At 60.4% G+C, this 16,199-nt stretch carries 17 protein-coding genes; 3 read left to right on the top strand and 14 right to left on the bottom strand.

From position 1 onward, the window contains the following. Window positions 1–88: 88 nt before the first annotated feature. Window positions 89–490, bottom strand: coding sequence for a MerR family transcriptional regulator (locus GN234_RS08030; protein ID WP_057447765.1), 402 nt, complete (start codon window positions 488–490; stop codon window positions 89–91). Between the two features lie 191 nt (window positions 491–681). Beyond that, window positions 682–1,611, bottom strand: a complete 930-nt coding sequence (locus GN234_RS08025; protein ID WP_109751673.1) for a LysR family transcriptional regulator — start codon at window positions 1,609–1,611, stop codon at window positions 682–684. A gap of 177 nt (window positions 1,612–1,788) precedes the next feature. Between GN234_RS08025 and GN234_RS08020 the strand changes: the two genes are divergently transcribed. Then, on the top strand, window positions 1,789–3,018 hold the full coding sequence (locus tag GN234_RS08020) for an acyl-CoA dehydrogenase (RefSeq protein WP_047228463.1): 1,230 nt from the start codon (window positions 1,789–1,791) through the stop codon (window positions 3,016–3,018). Between the two features lie 289 nt (window positions 3,019–3,307). Here the strand turns inward: GN234_RS08020 and GN234_RS08015 are convergent, their stop codons facing one another. From GN234_RS08015 to GN234_RS07965, 11 genes are all read right to left on the bottom strand, one after another. Further along, window positions 3,308–4,177 carry an isocitrate lyase/PEP mutase family protein gene (locus tag GN234_RS08015; RefSeq protein WP_109751675.1) on the bottom strand — a complete coding sequence of 290 codons (870 nt, stop codon included), beginning with the start codon at window positions 4,175–4,177 and terminating at the stop codon, window positions 3,308–3,310. 179 nt (window positions 4,178–4,356) lie between these two features. Next, window positions 4,357–4,539: a hypothetical protein gene (locus tag GN234_RS08010; protein ID WP_116831917.1), complete on the bottom strand. Its 183-nt coding sequence runs from the start codon at window positions 4,537–4,539 to the stop codon at window positions 4,357–4,359. Then, the gene (locus tag GN234_RS08005) at window positions 4,536–5,219 is read right to left on the bottom strand and encodes a transposase (RefSeq protein WP_176688236.1); all 684 of its coding nucleotides are present in this window, start codon (window positions 5,217–5,219) and stop codon (window positions 4,536–4,538) included. Before GN234_RS08005 ends, GN234_RS08010 begins: the two co-directional genes overlap by 4 nt. Then, window positions 5,216–5,989 carry a hypothetical protein gene (locus GN234_RS08000; RefSeq protein WP_233459535.1) on the bottom strand — a complete coding sequence of 258 codons (774 nt, stop codon included), beginning with the start codon at window positions 5,987–5,989 and terminating at the stop codon, window positions 5,216–5,218. Before GN234_RS08000 ends, GN234_RS08005 begins: the two co-directional genes overlap by 4 nt. A gap of 130 nt (window positions 5,990–6,119) precedes the next feature. After that, window positions 6,120–7,154, bottom strand: coding sequence for an arginine N-succinyltransferase (astA, locus tag GN234_RS07995; protein WP_176688235.1), 1,035 nt, complete (start codon window positions 7,152–7,154; stop codon window positions 6,120–6,122). 61 nt (window positions 7,155–7,215) lie between these two features. Beyond that, entirely contained in the window at window positions 7,216–8,232 is a 1,017-nt protein-coding gene (locus GN234_RS07990) for an arginine N-succinyltransferase (RefSeq protein ID WP_176688234.1), read from the bottom strand. Window positions 8,233–8,341: 109 nt separating this feature from the next. After that, window positions 8,342–9,691, bottom strand: coding sequence for an APC family permease (locus GN234_RS07985; RefSeq protein WP_176688233.1), 1,350 nt, complete (start codon window positions 9,689–9,691; stop codon window positions 8,342–8,344). A gap of 71 nt (window positions 9,692–9,762) precedes the next feature. Next, window positions 9,763–10,515, bottom strand: coding sequence for an N-formylglutamate amidohydrolase (locus GN234_RS07980; protein WP_176688232.1), 753 nt, complete (start codon window positions 10,513–10,515; stop codon window positions 9,763–9,765). Continuing rightward, window positions 10,499–11,851: a type I glutamate--ammonia ligase gene (locus tag GN234_RS07975; RefSeq protein WP_176688231.1), complete on the bottom strand. Its 1,353-nt coding sequence runs from the start codon at window positions 11,849–11,851 to the stop codon at window positions 10,499–10,501. Before GN234_RS07975 ends, GN234_RS07980 begins: the two co-directional genes overlap by 17 nt. Next, on the bottom strand, window positions 11,848–12,492 hold the full coding sequence (locus GN234_RS07970) for a cysteine hydrolase family protein (protein WP_176688230.1): 645 nt from the start codon (window positions 12,490–12,492) through the stop codon (window positions 11,848–11,850). The genes GN234_RS07975 and GN234_RS07970 overlap by 4 nt, the downstream gene beginning before the upstream one ends. A 2-nt stretch (window positions 12,493–12,494) precedes the next feature. After that, entirely contained in the window at window positions 12,495–13,349 is an 855-nt protein-coding gene (locus GN234_RS07965; RefSeq protein ID WP_109751686.1) for a MurR/RpiR family transcriptional regulator, read from the bottom strand. Window positions 13,350–13,648: 299 nt separating this feature from the next. Here GN234_RS07965 and GN234_RS07960 point away from each other — a divergent pair, with 299 nt between their 5' ends. Beyond that, entirely contained in the window at window positions 13,649–14,218 is a 570-nt protein-coding gene (locus tag GN234_RS07960; protein ID WP_176688229.1) for a histidine phosphatase family protein, read from the top strand. Between the two features lie 5 nt (window positions 14,219–14,223). After that, complete coding sequence (gene cobF, locus GN234_RS07955) at window positions 14,224–14,982, top strand: precorrin-6A synthase (deacetylating) (protein ID WP_176688228.1); 759 nt, start codon at window positions 14,224–14,226, stop codon at window positions 14,980–14,982. Between the two features lie 167 nt (window positions 14,983–15,149). On the opposite strand, the gene ftrA is transcribed toward cobF, so the two are convergent. Beyond that, window positions 15,150–16,109, bottom strand: a complete 960-nt coding sequence (gene ftrA, locus GN234_RS07950) for a transcriptional regulator FtrA (protein WP_176688227.1) — start codon at window positions 16,107–16,109, stop codon at window positions 15,150–15,152. Between the last annotated feature and the right edge of the window lie 90 nt (window positions 16,110–16,199).

Genomic DNA, 16,199 nt, shown 5'->3' with positions numbered 1-16,199 from the left:
CCTGTGGTGGGGGTGCCAATATATCGAGAGCAATGATGAGCCATTGTGGGAGCGAGCAGGCTCGCTCCCACAGTTTTTTCAGAAAGTGTTACTGGACGATTTCCTCGCCTTTGATCGTTTGCTCCAGCGCCTGGATACAGCGTTCTTCAGCGGTGTCGAGTTCCAGCTTCATCTGTTCGATGTCCAGCAATTGCTGTTCGAGTTGTTCCCGGCGCTCGGCGATTTTCGCCAGCATGCTGTGCAACTGCTTCTGATTGCCGCTGGAGGGATCGTAGAGTTCGATCAGCTCGCGGCACTCGGCCAGGGAAAAACCGATGCGCTTGCCCCGCAGGATCAACTTCAGGCTGACCTTGTCCCGCGGCGAGTAAATACGTTCCTGGCCCCGTCGCTCCGGGCTCAACAGGCCTTGTTCTTCATAGAAGCGGATGGCCCGGGTGGTGATATCCAGCTCGCGGGCGAGGTCGGAGATGCTGTAGGTCTGACTGCTCATGAACGCGCTCGAAACGAAAGGGACTGGCGCTAAGCTAATGGCAGGTTGACGTTCGCGTCAAGCAATGAGGTTTTGCACACGAAACCTGTGGGGAGCGAGCCTGCTCGCGATAGCGTCGAATCAGTCGCCATGGCATTGGCTGGTCTACCGCTATCGCGAGCAGGCTCGCTCTCCCACAATATTATCGTCTTCTAAACCGTATCGAGCTTCTTCTCATGGGCCGTCACCTGCTGGCACAGCTCGATCATCTGCTCGCGCATCCAGCGGTTGGCGGGGTCCTGGTCGGTGCTTTCGTGCCAGTACAAGTGGGTTTCCACCGGTGGCACGTCGTTGACCGGGAGCAGGAAGGCGTGCAAATCGTGACGACGGGCAAAGCGTTCGGGAACGGTCATGACCATATCGGTCTGCTGTAGCACCTGGGAGGCCATCAGGTAGTGCTGGGAGCGCAGGGCGATCTTGCGCTGGATGCCCATCTTGCCGAGGGCCAGGTCGACATAACCCAGGCCGTTGCGGCGACTGGAAATATGCACGTGGGTCTGGGCCAGGTAATCGTCGAGGCTGATCTTTTCCTTGCCCGCCAATGGATGGCCCTTGCGCATGGCGCACACGTAGCGATCTTCCATCAACTTGACGTGGCGCACCTGCGGGTCGGTGTTGAGCGGCGCGTCGACGGCGAAATCGAGGCGGCCGGCGGCCAGTTCCTTGGTGGTTTCACGGCGCTTGGAGAGGAAGCTTTCGATCGCCACGGTCGGTGCCAGGCGGCGCAGGCGTTGGAACAGCAGGGGCAGGATCACGCCTTCAGTGAGGTCGGTCATGCTGATGCGGTAGGTCTTGACCGCCTGCAACGGGTTGAAGATCCGGCTTTCCTGCACCGATACCCGCAGCAGCGACAAGGCGTTGCGCACCGGACCGATGATGTTCTGGGCCATGGGCGTCGGCACCATCCCTTGGGCAGTGCGCACGAAGAGTGGGTCGTTGAAGGTCTCCCGCAGGCGGGCCAGGGCATTGGACACGGCCGGCTGAGTGATGCCGACGATCTGCCCGGCGCGGGTCAGGTTGGCTTCGGTGTAGATCGCATCGAAGACAATGAAAAGGTTGAGGTCGACCTTGCTCAGATTCATGGCGCTGCACTCTTGTTCTTGGGCTTGTTGTGAGGTGCCGGGTGGCGATGAGAATCAGTGAAACATATATCGGTGATGAATGTTAATACACGCCGAGAATAGGTTAGGTAAATTTTCGTAGCTGAACTAGCATCGATTTCATGACCTAAAACAACCTCTGCCCAGAAGGTGCTGCTCATGGATTTTGCGTATTCCCCCAAGGTTCAGGAACTGCGTGAACGTGTCACGGCGTTCATGGATGCCTACGTCTACCCAGCCGAAGCGGTGTTCGAACGGCAAGTGGCCGAAGGCGACCGCTGGCAACCCACGGCCATCATGGAAGAGCTCAAGGCCAAGGCGAAGGCTGAAGGTTTGTGGAACCTGTTCCTGCCAGAATCCGAGCTGGGTGCCGGCCTGACCAACCTGGAATATGCGCCATTGGCGGAGATCATGGGCCGTTCGCTGTTGGGGCCGGAGCCGTTCAACTGCTCGGCGCCGGACACCGGCAACATGGAAGTACTGGTGCGTTATGCCAATGAAGAACAAAAGCAGCGCTGGCTCGAGCCACTGCTGCGCGGCGAGATTCGCTCGGCCTTTGCCATGACCGAGCCGGACGTCGCCTCCTCGGACGCCACCAACATGGCCGCCCGTGCTGAGCGTGACGGTGATGAATGGGTGATCAACGGCAAGAAGTGGTGGACTTCAGGGGCCTGTGACCCGCGCTGCAAAATCCTGATCTTCATGGGCCTGAGCAATCCCGATGCGCCACGGCATGCCCAGCACTCGATGATCCTGGTTCCGGTGGATACGCCTGGGGTAAAAATCGTCCGGCCACTGCCGGTGTTCGGCTACGACGATGCGCCGCACGGGCATGCCGAAGTGCTGTTCGATAATGTGCGGGTGCCGTACGAAAATGTCTTGTTGGGTGAAGGACGTGGCTTCGAAATTGCCCAGGGTCGCCTCGGTCCTGGTCGCATTCATCACTGCATGCGTTCCATCGGCATGGCCGAGCGCGCCTTGGAGTTGATGTGCAAGCGGGCCGTCAGCCGCACGGCCTTCGGCCAGCCGTTGGCGCGCCTGGGCGGTAACGTCGACAAGATTGCCGACTCGCGAATGGAAATCGACATGGCGCGCCTGCTGACCTTGAAGGCGGCGTATATGATGGACACCGTTGGCAATAAAGTGGCGAAAAGCGAAATCGCCCAGATCAAGGTCGTCGCGCCGAACGTGGCCTTGAAAGTCATCGACAGGGCGATCCAGATCCACGGTGGCGCCGGGGTCTCCAACGATTTCCCGCTGGCCTACATGTACGCCATGCAACGGACCCTGCGCCTGGCCGACGGCCCCGATGAAGTCCACCGCGCCGCCATCGGCAAGTTCGAGATTGGCAAGTACGTGCCCAAGGAGATGTTGCGTAGCGGGCGCTGAAGACCTGTTTCACCCTGGCAACGCTATCGCGAGCAGGCTCGCTCCCACAGGGGTTGTTGGGCGGACGCAAGATTGGCGTTCACTGCAAACCCCTGTGGGAGCGGGCTTGCCCGCGATAGCGGCAGCACATTCAACACTGATGCAAACTGACCCTCCGCTTTCGCGAGCAAGCCCGCTCCCACCATGAATTTTCTGGGTATTCGAGATATTCGATTTACCCACAGATCGATGTGGGAGCGAGCCTGCTCGCGATAGCGTCCTTGAGTCTCACCGCAGGCTGGAGGTCAGCTTACTCCTTGACGCTCATGTACTCCTCGGCCCAGCGGATGTAGTCCTCGGGCTGGGTGTAGGTATGAGTCAGTTCGGTGGCGTTGAGGTCTGACGCCTGGGTGAATATCTGCCGTTGTTCGCGAAGGCTGTCATACGTGGCCTTGATCGCGGCGAAATAGGCGCCGTGGCCGTCGATGGTCACGCGCACGCCCAACTCGGCCAGGCGCTTGTCGTCGCGCAGCAGTGGGTTGCCATAAGTGACAAGCATCAGCGGCACCGTCAGGTTTTCGCTGATCTTCTCCAGGTGATCGAAGTCCTGCACGCCCACCATGCAAATCCCGTCCGCCCCGGCACGTTCATATTGCTGGGTCCGGCTGATGATTTCCTGGACCGGCAGAATACCGGCGTTGGTTCGGGCAATGATCGCCATTTCCGAATCGACTCGCGCCTCCAGGGCTGCACGAATCTTGCCGACGCCTTCGGCGACGCTGATCAGGTCGGTGGACTTACGCCCGAACTGGGCCGGCAGCAAGGTGTCCTCGATGGTCAACGCCGCAATGCCGGCACGTTCCAGTTCGACGATGGTGCGCATCACGTTCAGGGCATTGCCGTAGCCGTGGTCGGCGTCGGCAATGACCGGTAGTTGGGCCACGCGGCCGATGCGGGTGGCCTGTTCGGCAAATTCGCTCAGGGTGATCAGGGCGAAGTCCGGCGCGCCCAATACTTGCAACGACGCCACCGAGCCTCCCAGGATGCCCACTTCAAAACCCAGGTCGGCGGCGATACGCGCCGACATGGGGTCAAATACCGATGCGGTGTGGTAGCAGGTCTTGGAAGCCAGCAGTTGACGGAAGTCACGACGCAAATCTTGATGGGAAAGCCTGGACATATGAGTTCCACCAATGGAATGGAAAGGCTTGAGCAAAAGTGTCAACGCCGAAAGATCCAAAGGCTATCACGTGGCAAGCGCAAAGATGATGACGAATGTGTATGGGCGATGCGTTTACGGCATCGAAGAAAGGCCGCAGGCCCGGAAAGTCTGCAGCCGGGTGAAGGCCATCAAGCTATTCAGTCTTCGGTCGGTAGGCTCCAGAGTTGCTTGATCTCATGGATGTTTCCGACGTTGAAGCGGGTGGGGAATCCGGGAATTGTGCAGTGAGTGTCGTTCGTCAATTGGACTGCGGTATCGACCACATCGGTACCTGCCCGCAGCAATGGAGCTTGCTCCCAGTCTTTCATCAGTTTATTCAAGTTTCTTCCTCCTTTCTTTGGTTACTGGACAGTGAAGGGCTACCGGCATCGAGCAGCGACAGCGTATCGGTAAACAACGCGATTTCTTGCGCCGCTACGCCGGGGTATAGAGGGTAATAATTCCTGTCAAAACACCAGGCTTCGTCGATCTTGTCCAAACGTTCGGGATGGATAAGCAGACTGAGGGATGCAGACATTGTGTTCGGGGCTATTTGCTTATGGATTACCCGCAAGGCAGGCATGTACAAGACTTTTCCTGGCGCAAGTTTAAGTCTTCGCGCTTTACCCAAACGGGGTCTTTTACCTTTTTGCAGGGGTAGATCATCGAGTATTTCCCGGGTAATGGTGGTGTAGCCATCTCCGCTGTAGCCGACCGAATAAATTTCAAAGTCGTGACTGTGATTCAGGTCGTAAATGAAAGTTTCGCGCTCATCCTGCGTCTTTACCGGGGACCAAAACCCCAGGCGAAGGGTGAATGAAGAATTTTTATACAGAACAAAACCATAAGCGTTATAGAGACTGTTGCGTGTACTAAAGCCGTCTTGCTGGAGGGTGGAATAAAGATGATTGCTCAATAAACAACGGTTTGACGCCAACTGACGCAAATCCGCAATGATCCTGGTTCTGTCTCGCTGCAGATCATAGGTATTCAGGCGCTCAATAAAAGCTTCCAGCTTCATGTCGCCTGCTCCAATGGGCGAAGCAAGTTGTCCAGGCGCGTATTTTTGAATTTTTTCAGCAGTGGGACGTAGTTCAGCGCGTTTTGCGGGTCAGCCCGATAAAGCATCTGGAAGGCTTTCCAGGCCACGGCGGGGTGATAGTGGTAGATCAGCTCCCCGGCAACCCTGGCGCCTCCTGGGTCCTGGATTGTTTCGAGCAGTTCGAGGCTCACCAGGTACCGGGCGGCACTGCCGTCATGAGGCAGCCAGGCGGTTTTGCGCAATGAGGCACGGTCAAATACGCTGATGTCCGAACTTCGGTCGGGAAAGTTAATCCTGCCGATCAACCCCGCCTGTTTTCGGCTCTGTTGGGAGTAGTCGAACAGGGTTCGACTACCATCGATGACCAGAGGATTGTTGTTGTCGATGATCCGAGTGTCAGCTTTTTCAAGTTGATGCCCGTCAAGGATGTATTGCTGGACTTCGAAGGAGCGACCCAGTGCGAATAAAATACTCTGGCCGGGCACCGAGTACAGTTGCGAAGAAGTATTGTTGAACGCAAGTGCCTTGATACTGATATTGCCAATGTCCGTGCAGTGCAATGTGAGGGTGCCCGTGTGCGGGTTGGTCATGTTCATGATGGCTGCGCGGCGAGACTGCGCCGTAGCAAAATTTTGTTGAGCGTACAGGTCTTCGATCAATTGCTTGATTTGTGCACTCATGTCTAATGTCGTGATTGTCTGCGCTACGTATTCGGGCGGTAATCTTGTGGCAATCAGATTTCTGATCATGAATATTGCCGTTACAGTGGGGCGGTGCGCGAAAGTATGGGTCTCGAGTTAGTGAGTGGCAATTATGCAATTGTGGAGAAGTATTGCTGCTTAATGATATTGATTATCCAAGGCTGGGCGATACCCAGGGCTACGCCGCCTCCGCCTGCTGCCCCAGCCTGGGCAATGTCACGGCGCGCACCGTATCGCCCGGTTGTACCTGCAGGCGTTTGGCGGTGAGGCGATCGACGAGCAGCTTGTTGCCATGCTGGTGCGCACGGGCGCTGGTGACACGGCAATTTTCCAGGCGTCGATTGTAGATCAGCCAGACCGGTGCCTGTTCGTCCGGGGTGCCAATGACCAGGGTCAGCGCCTGGCTATCGCGTACGGTGCGGATCTTCGACACCGGCGCCTCAATCACCGGGCCACCGTCAAAAATATCAATGTAGCCTTTGTGGCTGAAACCCTCGGCGCTGAGGATTTTCATGGCCGGCTCGGTGTTCGGGTGAGCCTTGCCGATCACCGCCTGGGCCTGTTCGGTGAGCAGGCAGGTATACAGCGGCTGGCGTGGCATCAGCTCGGCGATGAACGATTTGTTGCCCATGCCGGACAACTGATCGGCGTAGCTGAAATCCTTCTTGAAAAAGTGCCTTCCCAGGCTGTCCCAGAACGGCGAACAACCCTGTTCATCGGCATGGCCCCGCAGTTCGGCAATCAGTTTTTCACCGAATAGCTGGGAAAATTCGGCAACGAACAACAGGCGCGCCAGGGACAACAGGCGTCCGTTATGGCCACGGCGTTGTTCGGGGTGCAGGAACAACGAGCAGATTTCCGATTGCCCGGACATCTCGTTATTGAGGAACAGGGTCGGGATCTGCCGCTGGATCCCCAGCTCCGGCGCCGAGCTGACGGTCAGCCCGACCCGATAGTTGTACCAGGGTTCGCGCAGCCCGACCGCGCCGGTCAGGGCGCTGATACCCACCACCTGCCGGTCATCGTCTTCGAGCACGAATAGATAATCGGCGTCGGCACGTTCGACTTGCCCGGCAAAGGTCCGCTGGGCCCAGCGAACGCGGTGGGCCAGGCGTTCTTCGCTGGCCGGCAGGCTGGTGAAACCGGGGCCTGCGCAACGGGCCAGGTTCAGCAATGCGGGCAGATCGGTGAGGGCGACCGGACGGACAATCATGATGCAGCTCCTTCATCGTGTCGGCCCGGGCGCCGATGCATGCCAACGGATCGAGTGAGGTTCATAGGGCAACCACCCGGATCCGCTCGCCATCGATGATGTCCAGGGCGGCCAGCATGTCAGGCGACAAAGCCACGGGCCCCTCGGTGTTGACGGCCAGCCCGGCGACGATGGCCCGATAGTTTCCAAGGCGGTCGTTGCTCACCAGGTAATGGCCTCTTGCATCAATCTGCCGGCTTTGCCGCGCCGTGGCGATTCGACTTTGCGTGATGGTGCGAATGTTTGCGATACGGGCATGCACGGTCGGCCCGCCGTCGAAGATATCGACGTAGCTGTTGGTCTCGAAACCCTCGCGCGCCAGGATGTCGAAGGCTTCCTGGCCGTCGGGATGGACCCGGCCGATACAGGCCTGGGCCGCTGGGGGGAGCATGGGCACGTAGATTGGGTACTGCGGCATCAGTTCGGCGAGAAAGGTGCGGCTCTGCAAGCCACACAACCGTTCGGCTTCGACGTAGGGCAGGTCGAAGAAGTGCTGGCCGATGGCGTCCCAGAAAGGCGACTGGCCGTCTTCGCTGCTGAAACCGACGATTTCGGTGATGACCGATTCGGCGAAGCGTTGCGGGTGAGCCGCGATGAACATCAGCCGGGCCCGGGACAACAGCTCCGATTCCGGCGTGCGCACCCGCTCGGCGTCGATGTGGAAGCCCCGCAGCAGCGTCTGCCCGGTGAGGTCCTGGCACAGCGACAGCGCCGGCACGCCATGCTGGATGTTCAGCTCTCGGGACTCGCTGGAAAACGGCCGGTTGCGCAAGCTGTAGAACGGTTCGTTGCAACCGGTGCTGGCGAGAATTTCCGAGCAGCCGACCAGACGCCCGGATTCCTGGTCCTGCAAGACAAAAAAGTAATTCTCTGCGCCAGGGCTCTGTACATCGGCCTCGAACGAGGCGCACGAATCGAGGATCTTTTCCTCCAGACGCCCGCTATCGTCCGGCAGCGACGTGACGCCCACCAGGCTGTCACGGGCCAATTGTTGCAATTGTGGCAGATCGGTTAATTGAACTGGACGTAAGACCAGCATGGATTGCACTCCTGTTCCAAGAGCCCGGTGACAGGCACCGGGCTTGACAATCACTGTCGATGTCCACGCGTTGTAACCACGGTTGATCGAATCCTTCGACCGCCGGTCCTCACTGACCGGCCGGATCGGGCACGGTGCCAGGGGTGCCGAATTTATTGAGCACACACAGATAGACCACGCCCGCGGCAATCCAGATCAGGCCGAGCTTCTGCGCCGCCACGCCCATGTTGTACATGATGGCCGCGACGATCACGAAGCCGATCAATGGGCAGATCAAGTGGCGAATCAGTTGGCCGGACTGCTGGCGGCGCCAGTAGTGGTTGATGACGGTGATGTGCAGCAACATGAAGCCGCTCAGGGCGCCGAAGTTGACCAGGGAGGTGAGGGTGTCCACGGCGTCGATGAACAGGTAGCAGATCAGCAGCGAGAGCACCGCCACCAGGTAGATGCTCAAATACGGGGTGTTGTGTTTGGGATGGACCTTGGCCAGCACCTTGGGCAACTGGCCGTCCCGGGCCATGCCGAACAACAGGCGCGACACGGCCGCCTGGGAGGTGATCGCCACCGCCACGCCCCAGGCCAGGGCCGTGGCAACCGCGGTCAAGGTAGCTAGCCAACTGCCAGCCGCCAGTTCAGCGATTTCATAGAACGCGGTGTCGGCGGACTTGAAACCCATGCCGGCCGCCAGGTCCGTGGCGATCCAGGTTTGCACCACGAAAATCGCCCCCATCACCAGCAAGGTCACCAGCGCCGCCTTGCCGACGCTGCGGCCCGGGTCGCCCTTGATTTCTTCCGCAAGGGTGGAAATGGCATCGAAGCCCAGGAACGACAATACTGCGATGGACACGGCTTGCATCAGCAGGGCGAAGTTGAAGTGTTCCGGGCTGTACAGCGGCGCCAGGGTCAGTTGGCCGTTTCCAGCCCCACCGTGCAGGGCATTCCAGGCGTAGAACAGGAAAATCCCCAGTACCACCAACTGCGCCAGCAGGAAAATGATGTTCATCCGCGCAGTGAAGGTGATGCCCCGCAGGTTCACGAAGGTCGCACTCACCAGGAAGGCCAGGATGAAACCGACCTTGGGAATGTCCGGGTACAAATGGTTCAGCGCCATGGCGGCGTAGACATAGAGCAGCGGCGGGATCAGTAGATAGTCCAGCAGCATCAGCCAGCCGGCGATGAACCCGACGTGTGGGTTGAGGCCGCGTTGCGCGTAGGAATAGACCGAACCTGCCACCGGAAAGGCTCGGGCCATGCTGCCGTAGCTCAGGGCAGTAAACAGCATCGCCACCATGCCGATGATGTACGCCAGCGGCACCATCCCCGGTGCTTCGGCGTTGACGTAGCCATACACGCCGAATGGTGCGATGGGGATCATGAAAATCATCCCGTATACCACCAGGTCTGTCAGCGACAGGCCGCGCTTCAATTCCTGTTTGTAGCCAAATGCCTCAATGCTCATGAGCCGTTTTCCTTTTCAGCTGTGGGTTGCTCTTGCTTGCTGTCTGTCGCTGGGAGCCTGCCGCTGCCGCGCTACAGCAAAGGTGCCAGGTAGGCACTCCAGGTCCGTACCGCCTCGGGGCTGCGCAACAGGTCGTTGCGCACTTCGATCAATACCGAATCCAGGCCGCGTCCATCGCCGTGCACCGGGACCGTCATGTCGCTCAAGGGGTTGATCTTGTAGGGCTGGTTGCCCGCCGCCCGCAGTGAGTGCCGGCCCAGCCCGTCGACGATACGTTGGGCGTATTCCTTGGCTTCGCCGAACAGCACGCCCGCTTCCAGGGCGCGCGGTTGGCCATAGAACACCGGGGTGAAACTGTGGATGCCCACCACGCGCACCGGTCGCTTGGCGGCCAGGCGCTGGTCGATCAACGCCCGCAACCGATCATGGAAGGGGTGGAACAGGCACTGCCGGCGATATTCGCGAGTGGCTTCGTCCAGGGCATGGTTGCCCGGGACCTGATAGATCTCGCTCTGGGCTGGAATGCTGTCCGGCACGTGCAGTGGGCGGTTGAGGTCGATCAGCAGCCGTGAATAGTTGGCCGACAGCAACGTTGCGCCGAGGGTTTCGGACAGGCGTTCGGCCAAGGCCAGGGCACCGATATCCCAGGCGATGTGCTCCTGGGACGCCGTTTCATCCAGACCCAGGTCATTCAGCGCACCGGGAATGAAGCGGCTGGCGTGTTCGCACACCAGCAGCACCGGATGTTCGGACTCCTCCCGGGCCAGCCGGTAAGGTGGCTTGGTGTAGAGACCTGATTCAGCACATTCAATAGATTCGTGCATAGTGCTCACAACGCTCGGCAGGTGACAGCGCCTGGGTCAAGGCCAGCTCCTGGGCCTTCAAGGCGAAGTAGGTTTCGACCAGCGGGCCGGGCAGGGTTTCGAGCAGCGCCCCGCTGTGGCGAAGGCAGTCCAGTGCCTCGGCCAGGGTTGTCGGCAAGGCGATAATGCCACGGGCACGACGTTGTGCTTCATCCAGCTCATCGGGTATTTCATCGGTGACAGCGTTCAACGCCAGTCGTTGCTGGATGCCCAGGCGCCCGGCGATCAACAGCGCCGCCATCGCCAGGTGCGGCGAGGCGCTGGCGTCCATGGCGCGGAACTCCAGGTTGTACTGGTTCGCCAGCGGTTTTCCACCCAGGCTCACGGTTGGGCAGATACGCAGCGCCGCTTCGCGGTTGCGCTGTCCCAGGCACGCATAGGATGCGCTCCAGTGATGCGGTTGCAGCCGCTCGTAGGACACTGGCGTCGGCGCGGTCAGCGCACACAGCGCCGGCAGATAGTGCAGCACCCCGGCGGCCCAATGCTGGCCGAGGCTGGACAAGCCGTTGCTGCTGGCGGCGTCATGCAGCACCGGGTCTGCGCTCAGGTCTTGCAGGCTCAGGTGCAAATGCACGCCGTTGCACACGGCATGTTCCGAGGTCTTGGGGGCGAAGCTCACGTCCAGGCCCATTTGCCGGGCGATCTCGCGGGTGATTTCCCGTACGTTCACGGCTCGGTCGGCAGCGGCCACGCCCAAGGTCGGGCGGCAAGTGATCTCGTATTGCTGCTTGCCATATTCAGGCAGGAACATTTCCGGTTCGACGCCGCCAGCGCGCAGGGCGCTGAGCAACCACCCGGCGAACCCGGCCTGCTGGCGCTGGGCCTGGAGGCTGAAGGCCAGTCGATCAGGCTGCGCAGGCGTGGTCACCAGGTTGAATTCATGTTCGAACGCGGCGAAAACCTGCAAGCCCAGGTCGGCGCGATAACGCTCCACTTCGTCCTGCAGCAGCGTGCGCGGGCAGGCGCTCCAGCGGCGGCCATCGGTCTCCCGGATGTCGCAATGGATGAAGTCCAGGGCGGGCGCCTGGGCGTCGGGGCCGTTGTTGACGGTTACCCGGCTGGACAGGTCCGGCACCAGTCGCAGGTCGCCATAGGCGCCCCAGGGGTTGGTCGAAGCGATGATGTCCTGAGGCGTCAGCGCGCTGTTGGCCGGCACCCAGCCACAACCGGCGGTGACGTAGTGGGGCAATTCATCGCTGGGAAACGAGCGCCCACGGGTCACGCCGATCAGGTCGGTGGTCACCAGCGTCGTGACGGGCAACGGGGCGAGGATGCTAGCAGTATCGAGGCGGCTCACGGCTGCATCTCCTGCAAACGCGCGAGTACGGTGTCGGTATCGGTGATCCAGCAATAGCCTTTGATCGCGTTCAGGCATGCCAGGTGCCGTTGTTCGGTGTAAGTGGCGCAAGCGTCTTCCACCAGTGTGACCAGGTAGCCGCGGTCGGCGGCGTCGCGCACGGCCATGTCGACGCACTGGTCGGTGACGATGCCGGCGACGATCAGGTGTCGGGTCCGCAGGTTGCGCAGCACGTAGTCGATGTTGGTGGAATTGAAAACCCCGGAGGAGGTCTTGGGCAGTACGATTTCGTTTTCCAGCGGCGCCAGTTCGGCAATGATCTGCGCCTCTGGGCTGCCCTTGGGCAGGTGCATGTCCGACAGCTTGTGGTCCAGGGAGCGGTCGCGGCCATCGGCGGTGAGGCTTTCGATGTGAGTGTGCAACACGTTGTGCTGGGCTTCTCGCATCGCATTGAGCAAGCGCTGCTGGTTGGGGATGACCTGCTGGCGGGCCCGCTGGATGAAGTACTCGGCCTCCTGGGTGTGCAGGTGGGCATCGAATTGCGGTTCCAGCCAGGCGCGTTGCATGTCCACCAGCAGCAATGCAGTGTGGTCGCGAGTGAACGGCAAATCTCGAGGGGAGCGGTGGGGGAGCGAGAACATCCTTATTTTTCCTCCAACAGGTGCGTGTTGAATTCCGTGCGCAAGGCGTCGATGCCTTCCAGGCGTTCGGCCAGTTCGGGGCATTGCAGGGTCAGGCAGGCGATCAGTGCCTCGACCTGGGCCAGCGCCGGCACCAGGCTGTCGAAGGCTGAGATCGATTCCACCGGGGCGCTGATGATCAGGTCGGCCAGCTCGCGCAAGGGCGAGGCATAGACGTCGCTGAACAGCACGACGCGGGCGTGGCGCTCCTTGGCCGCGCTGGCCACGCGCAGGGCTTGGGCCTGGTAGCGACGGTAATCGAAGATCAGCACCACGTCCTGGCGTTGCACGTCGAACAGCCGGTCGGGCAGTTGGGCGTTATCGTCCAGGGCGAAACAGCCAGCGCGCAGCAGACGCAAATGGTTGAGCAGATAGTGGGCCAGGAAGCTGCTGAAGCGCCCGCCGAAACAATGCACCTGATGGCGGCTGTCGAGCAGCCACTGCACAAGAATGCGCACGTCTTCGGGTTGGGTCAGGGCCTGGGTGTCGATGAGCTTGCGTTGACTGGCGGCCAGATACTGGCTCCAGGTATCGCCTTGCTGCAATTTGGCCCGCGGTTGCAACAGAGTGCGTGGGGAGCGCAGGCGATGGTCCATGTCACTGAGCAGAGCATCCTGGAATTCGGCATAACCGCCAAACCCGAGCTTTTTCACCAGCCGCACGATGGTCGGGTCGCTGACGCCGGCATGGTCTGCCAGGCGTGACATCGGACCGAGGCCGTTGCGTGGGTAGTGATCGAGCAGGGCACGTACGACCTTGCGTTCCGACGGCGTCAAAACCAGGCCGGGATCAGTGATCAGGTCTCTGAGGGGTGGCATCCGTGCTCCTTGCCGGGATGGGTGTTGAATTTCTTTCATAACTCCTGAAAACAGTATTTATGTAGCTGGTGCTACATGTCCAGCGGTTTTTACGTTCCGTTTAAAATGCTCCAGAATTGTGCGAAACCCCTGTAGGAGTTGGTCCTGACTGGGTAGACCATGTATGTCAGCCGATGCTTTTGGTGATGTCGGATATAGCGCCTTTTTGTCTCGGTTATTTGATTTCGTATAAGGTGCTGTACAACTAAATGCATGAATATCCCGTCCATGCGCCCCTTCCGATTGCCTGAGTATCCAGCGTGCAAGCCACTCGACTGACCTTGATCTGCCACGCTCGCACCGTCGCCCAGAAGCAGGCGCGCTTCGGTCTGGACGAATCGTTGGACGCCGAATGGCTGGCGCGTTCAGCGCAGGTTGCCCAGCGCTACCGAAATGTCCGGCAACTGCTGTGCGGGCCGGAGTTGCGTACTCGTCAGACCGCCGCCTTGTTCGGCGACGAGCCCCTGGTGGACCCGGCCCTGGTCGATTGCGATCTGGGACGCTGGCGCGGGCTGTCCATCGATGAGTTGCTCAAGGCTGAACCGCAAGCCGTGCAAACCTGGCTCGACGATGCCGAGGCGGCCCCCCATGGCGGTGAATCTGTCGCCCAGTTGTGTCGCCGTGTGGCTGATTGGCTGACCGACCTGGAAAACCGACCAGGACATCTGCTGGCCGTCACCCACCCCTTCGTGATCCGTGCAGCCCTGGTGAATGTCCTGGGTTGCCCGGCCGCCACATTCAACCGGATCGACATTGAACCGTTGTCCACCCTCGAACTGCGTTTCAACGGCGTATGGCGATTGCGCACCCAGGGACCTGGCCAGGAGTAGCCACGATGAAGATGTTGTCAGTCATTGGCATTGGGGCCGGCGATCCGGAGCACTTGACGATCCAGGCAGTGAAAGCCTTGAACCGCTTGGACGTGGTCTTTCTCATGGACAAGGGCCCGGCCAAGGACAAACTGTTGGACCTGCGGCGTGAAATCTGTCGACGCTACATCGTTGATCGCACCTACCGTTTCGTCGAAGCCGACAGCCCGGCGCGCCAACGCGGCGACCTGGACTACAAGGACAGCGTCGAAGCGTTGAACCGGGCTAAACAGGCCACCTTCGAACGCTTGATCGATGAAGAACTGTCCGACGGTCAGCGGGGTGGTTTTCTGGTGTGGGGCGATCCGGCGTTGTACGACAGTACCGTGCGCATCCTGCAGGCGATCCTCGATGCGGGCCGCTGCGTTTTCGAATTCGAGGTGATCCCCGGTATCACCAGTGTCCAGGCCCTTGCCGCCCGGCACAAAGTGCCGTTGAACAGCATTGGTGGTGCGCTGGAAATCACCACTGGACGCCGGTTGGCGGCAGGGCAGGTGGGTGATGCGGCGAGTATGGTGGTGATGCTCGATGCCGAGGACGCCTATCGCCAGGTGAGCGATCCCGATACGCAGATTTACTGGGGCGCCTATGTGGGCACGCCGGATGAAATCCTTATCGCCGGCCGACTGGGAGACGTGGCCGATGACATCGAACGCACCCGCAAGGCTGCGCGCGAGGCGAATGGGTGGATCATGGATACGTATTTGTTGCGCAAGCCCCAATGATGCCGCCCATCAACCTGTGGCGAGAGGTATGTGGGAGCAAGGCTTGCCCGCGATACAGGCGATGAGGGCTTCAAGAAATCGAGGCGCTCATATCGCGAGCAAGCTTTGCTCCCACATATATTCGCTCGCCATGACAGCGTTCGACAATTCCATCACCAATGGGCTACTTACCCCCGCCCAAACCGCTCCCGATACACCGACGGCGCCAACCCCACGACGCTGCGAAACGCCACGCGAAAGCTTTCCACCGAGCGGTAGCCACACAGTTGTGCGATGTTGTCGGTGTTGTCCCCAGTGCTTTCCAGCAGCTCACGGGCCCGGGCCAGACGTTCATGTTGCAGCCAGGCCTTGGGCGACACGCCGCAGGCCTGGGTGAAATGGCGCAGGAAGGTGCGTTCGCTCATGGCCGCCTGGCTGGCCAGTTCGCGCACGCCGAGTGGTTCATGCAGGCGTTCGCGAGCCCATTGCATGACGTTCGACAGGTCGCTGCGTGGCGTGCGGCTGACCGGCGAGGGAATGAACTGGGCCTGGCCGCCCGTACGTTGCGGCGACATCACCAATCGGCGCGCCACGGAGTTGGCGACCTGGACACCATAGTCCCGTGCCACCAGGTGCAGGCAGGCATCGATACCGGCGGCGCTGCCCGCCGAGGTGATGACCTGTCCTGAATCTACATACAGCACATCCGGGTCTACCCGCACGGCGGGAAAGCTTGCGGCCAGTTCGTCGGTGTAGCGCCAATGCGTCGTGGCGCCCAGGCCATCGAGCAGCCCGGCGGCGGCGAGTACGAAGGCCCCGGAGCAGATCGACAGCAGGCGCGCACCACGGGCGTGGGCCCTGCGCAGCGCCTCGAGTAACGCCGGGGACGGTGGCTCGCTGCGGCTGCGCCAGCCTGGCACGACAATGGTCCGAGCGGTTTCGAGCAGTTCCATGCCGCCATCGGCCAATACCTGGAAGCCGCCCATGGCGCGCATCGGCCCTTTATCGACCGCGACGATCCGATGCGCGTACCAGGGGAAATCGAATTCCGGTCGCTCCAATCCGAAGATCTCAACGGCAACACCGAATTCGAAAGTGCACAGGCCGTCGTAGGCGAGGATCGCGACCAGACCAGGAGTAGGCTGCATTTGGCGGAAAATTCCCACAGAGTGTCTTGTGCGCCACTGTAGCGGTAAGCACCAGGGGGATAAAGTCTCTTCATGCCTTATCTATCCTGG

This window comes from Pseudomonas bijieensis (assembly GCF_013347965.1).
In the GTDB taxonomy this organism is placed as follows: domain Bacteria; phylum Pseudomonadota; class Gammaproteobacteria; order Pseudomonadales; family Pseudomonadaceae; genus Aquipseudomonas; species Aquipseudomonas bijieensis.
The sequence above is the reverse complement of the archived record's forward strand: the minus strand, read 5'-3'. Positions and strand labels throughout refer to the sequence as shown.

Bases quoted from the DNA above. Each gene is read 5' to 3' on its own strand.
- GN234_RS08030 (WP_057447765.1), bottom strand. From the start codon at position 490: ATGAGCAGTCAGACCTACAGCATCTCCGACCTCGCCCGCGAGCTGGAT.
- GN234_RS08025 (WP_109751673.1), bottom strand. From the start codon at position 1,611: ATGAATCTGAGCAAGGTCGACCTCAACCTTTTCATTGTCTTCGATGCG.
- GN234_RS08020 (WP_047228463.1), top strand. From the start codon at position 1,789: ATGGATTTTGCGTATTCCCCCAAGGTTCAGGAACTGCGTGAACGTGTC.
- GN234_RS08015 (WP_109751675.1), bottom strand. From the start codon at position 4,177: ATGTCCAGGCTTTCCCATCAAGATTTGCGTCGTGACTTCCGTCAACTG.
- GN234_RS08005 (WP_176688236.1), bottom strand. From the start codon at position 5,219: ATGAAGCTGGAAGCTTTTATTGAGCGCCTGAATACCTATGATCTGCAG.
- GN234_RS08000 (WP_233459535.1), bottom strand. From the start codon at position 5,989: ATGATCAGAAATCTGATTGCCACAAGATTACCGCCCGAATACGTAGCG.
- astA (WP_176688235.1), bottom strand. From the start codon at position 7,154: ATGATTGTCCGTCCGGTCGCCCTCACCGATCTGCCCGCATTGCTGAAC.
- GN234_RS07990 (WP_176688234.1), bottom strand. From the start codon at position 8,232: ATGCTGGTCTTACGTCCAGTTCAATTAACCGATCTGCCACAATTGCAA.
- GN234_RS07985 (WP_176688233.1), bottom strand. From the start codon at position 9,691: ATGAGCATTGAGGCATTTGGCTACAAACAGGAATTGAAGCGCGGCCTG.
- GN234_RS07980 (WP_176688232.1), bottom strand. From the start codon at position 10,515: ATGCACGAATCTATTGAATGTGCTGAATCAGGTCTCTACACCAAGCCA.
- GN234_RS07970 (WP_176688230.1), bottom strand. From the start codon at position 12,492: ATGTTCTCGCTCCCCCACCGCTCCCCTCGAGATTTGCCGTTCACTCGC.
- GN234_RS07965 (WP_109751686.1), bottom strand. From the start codon at position 13,349: ATGCCACCCCTCAGAGACCTGATCACTGATCCCGGCCTGGTTTTGACG.
- cobF (WP_176688228.1), top strand. From the start codon at position 14,224: ATGAAGATGTTGTCAGTCATTGGCATTGGGGCCGGCGATCCGGAGCAC.
- ftrA (WP_176688227.1), bottom strand. From the start codon at position 16,109: ATGCAGCCTACTCCTGGTCTGGTCGCGATCCTCGCCTACGACGGCCTG.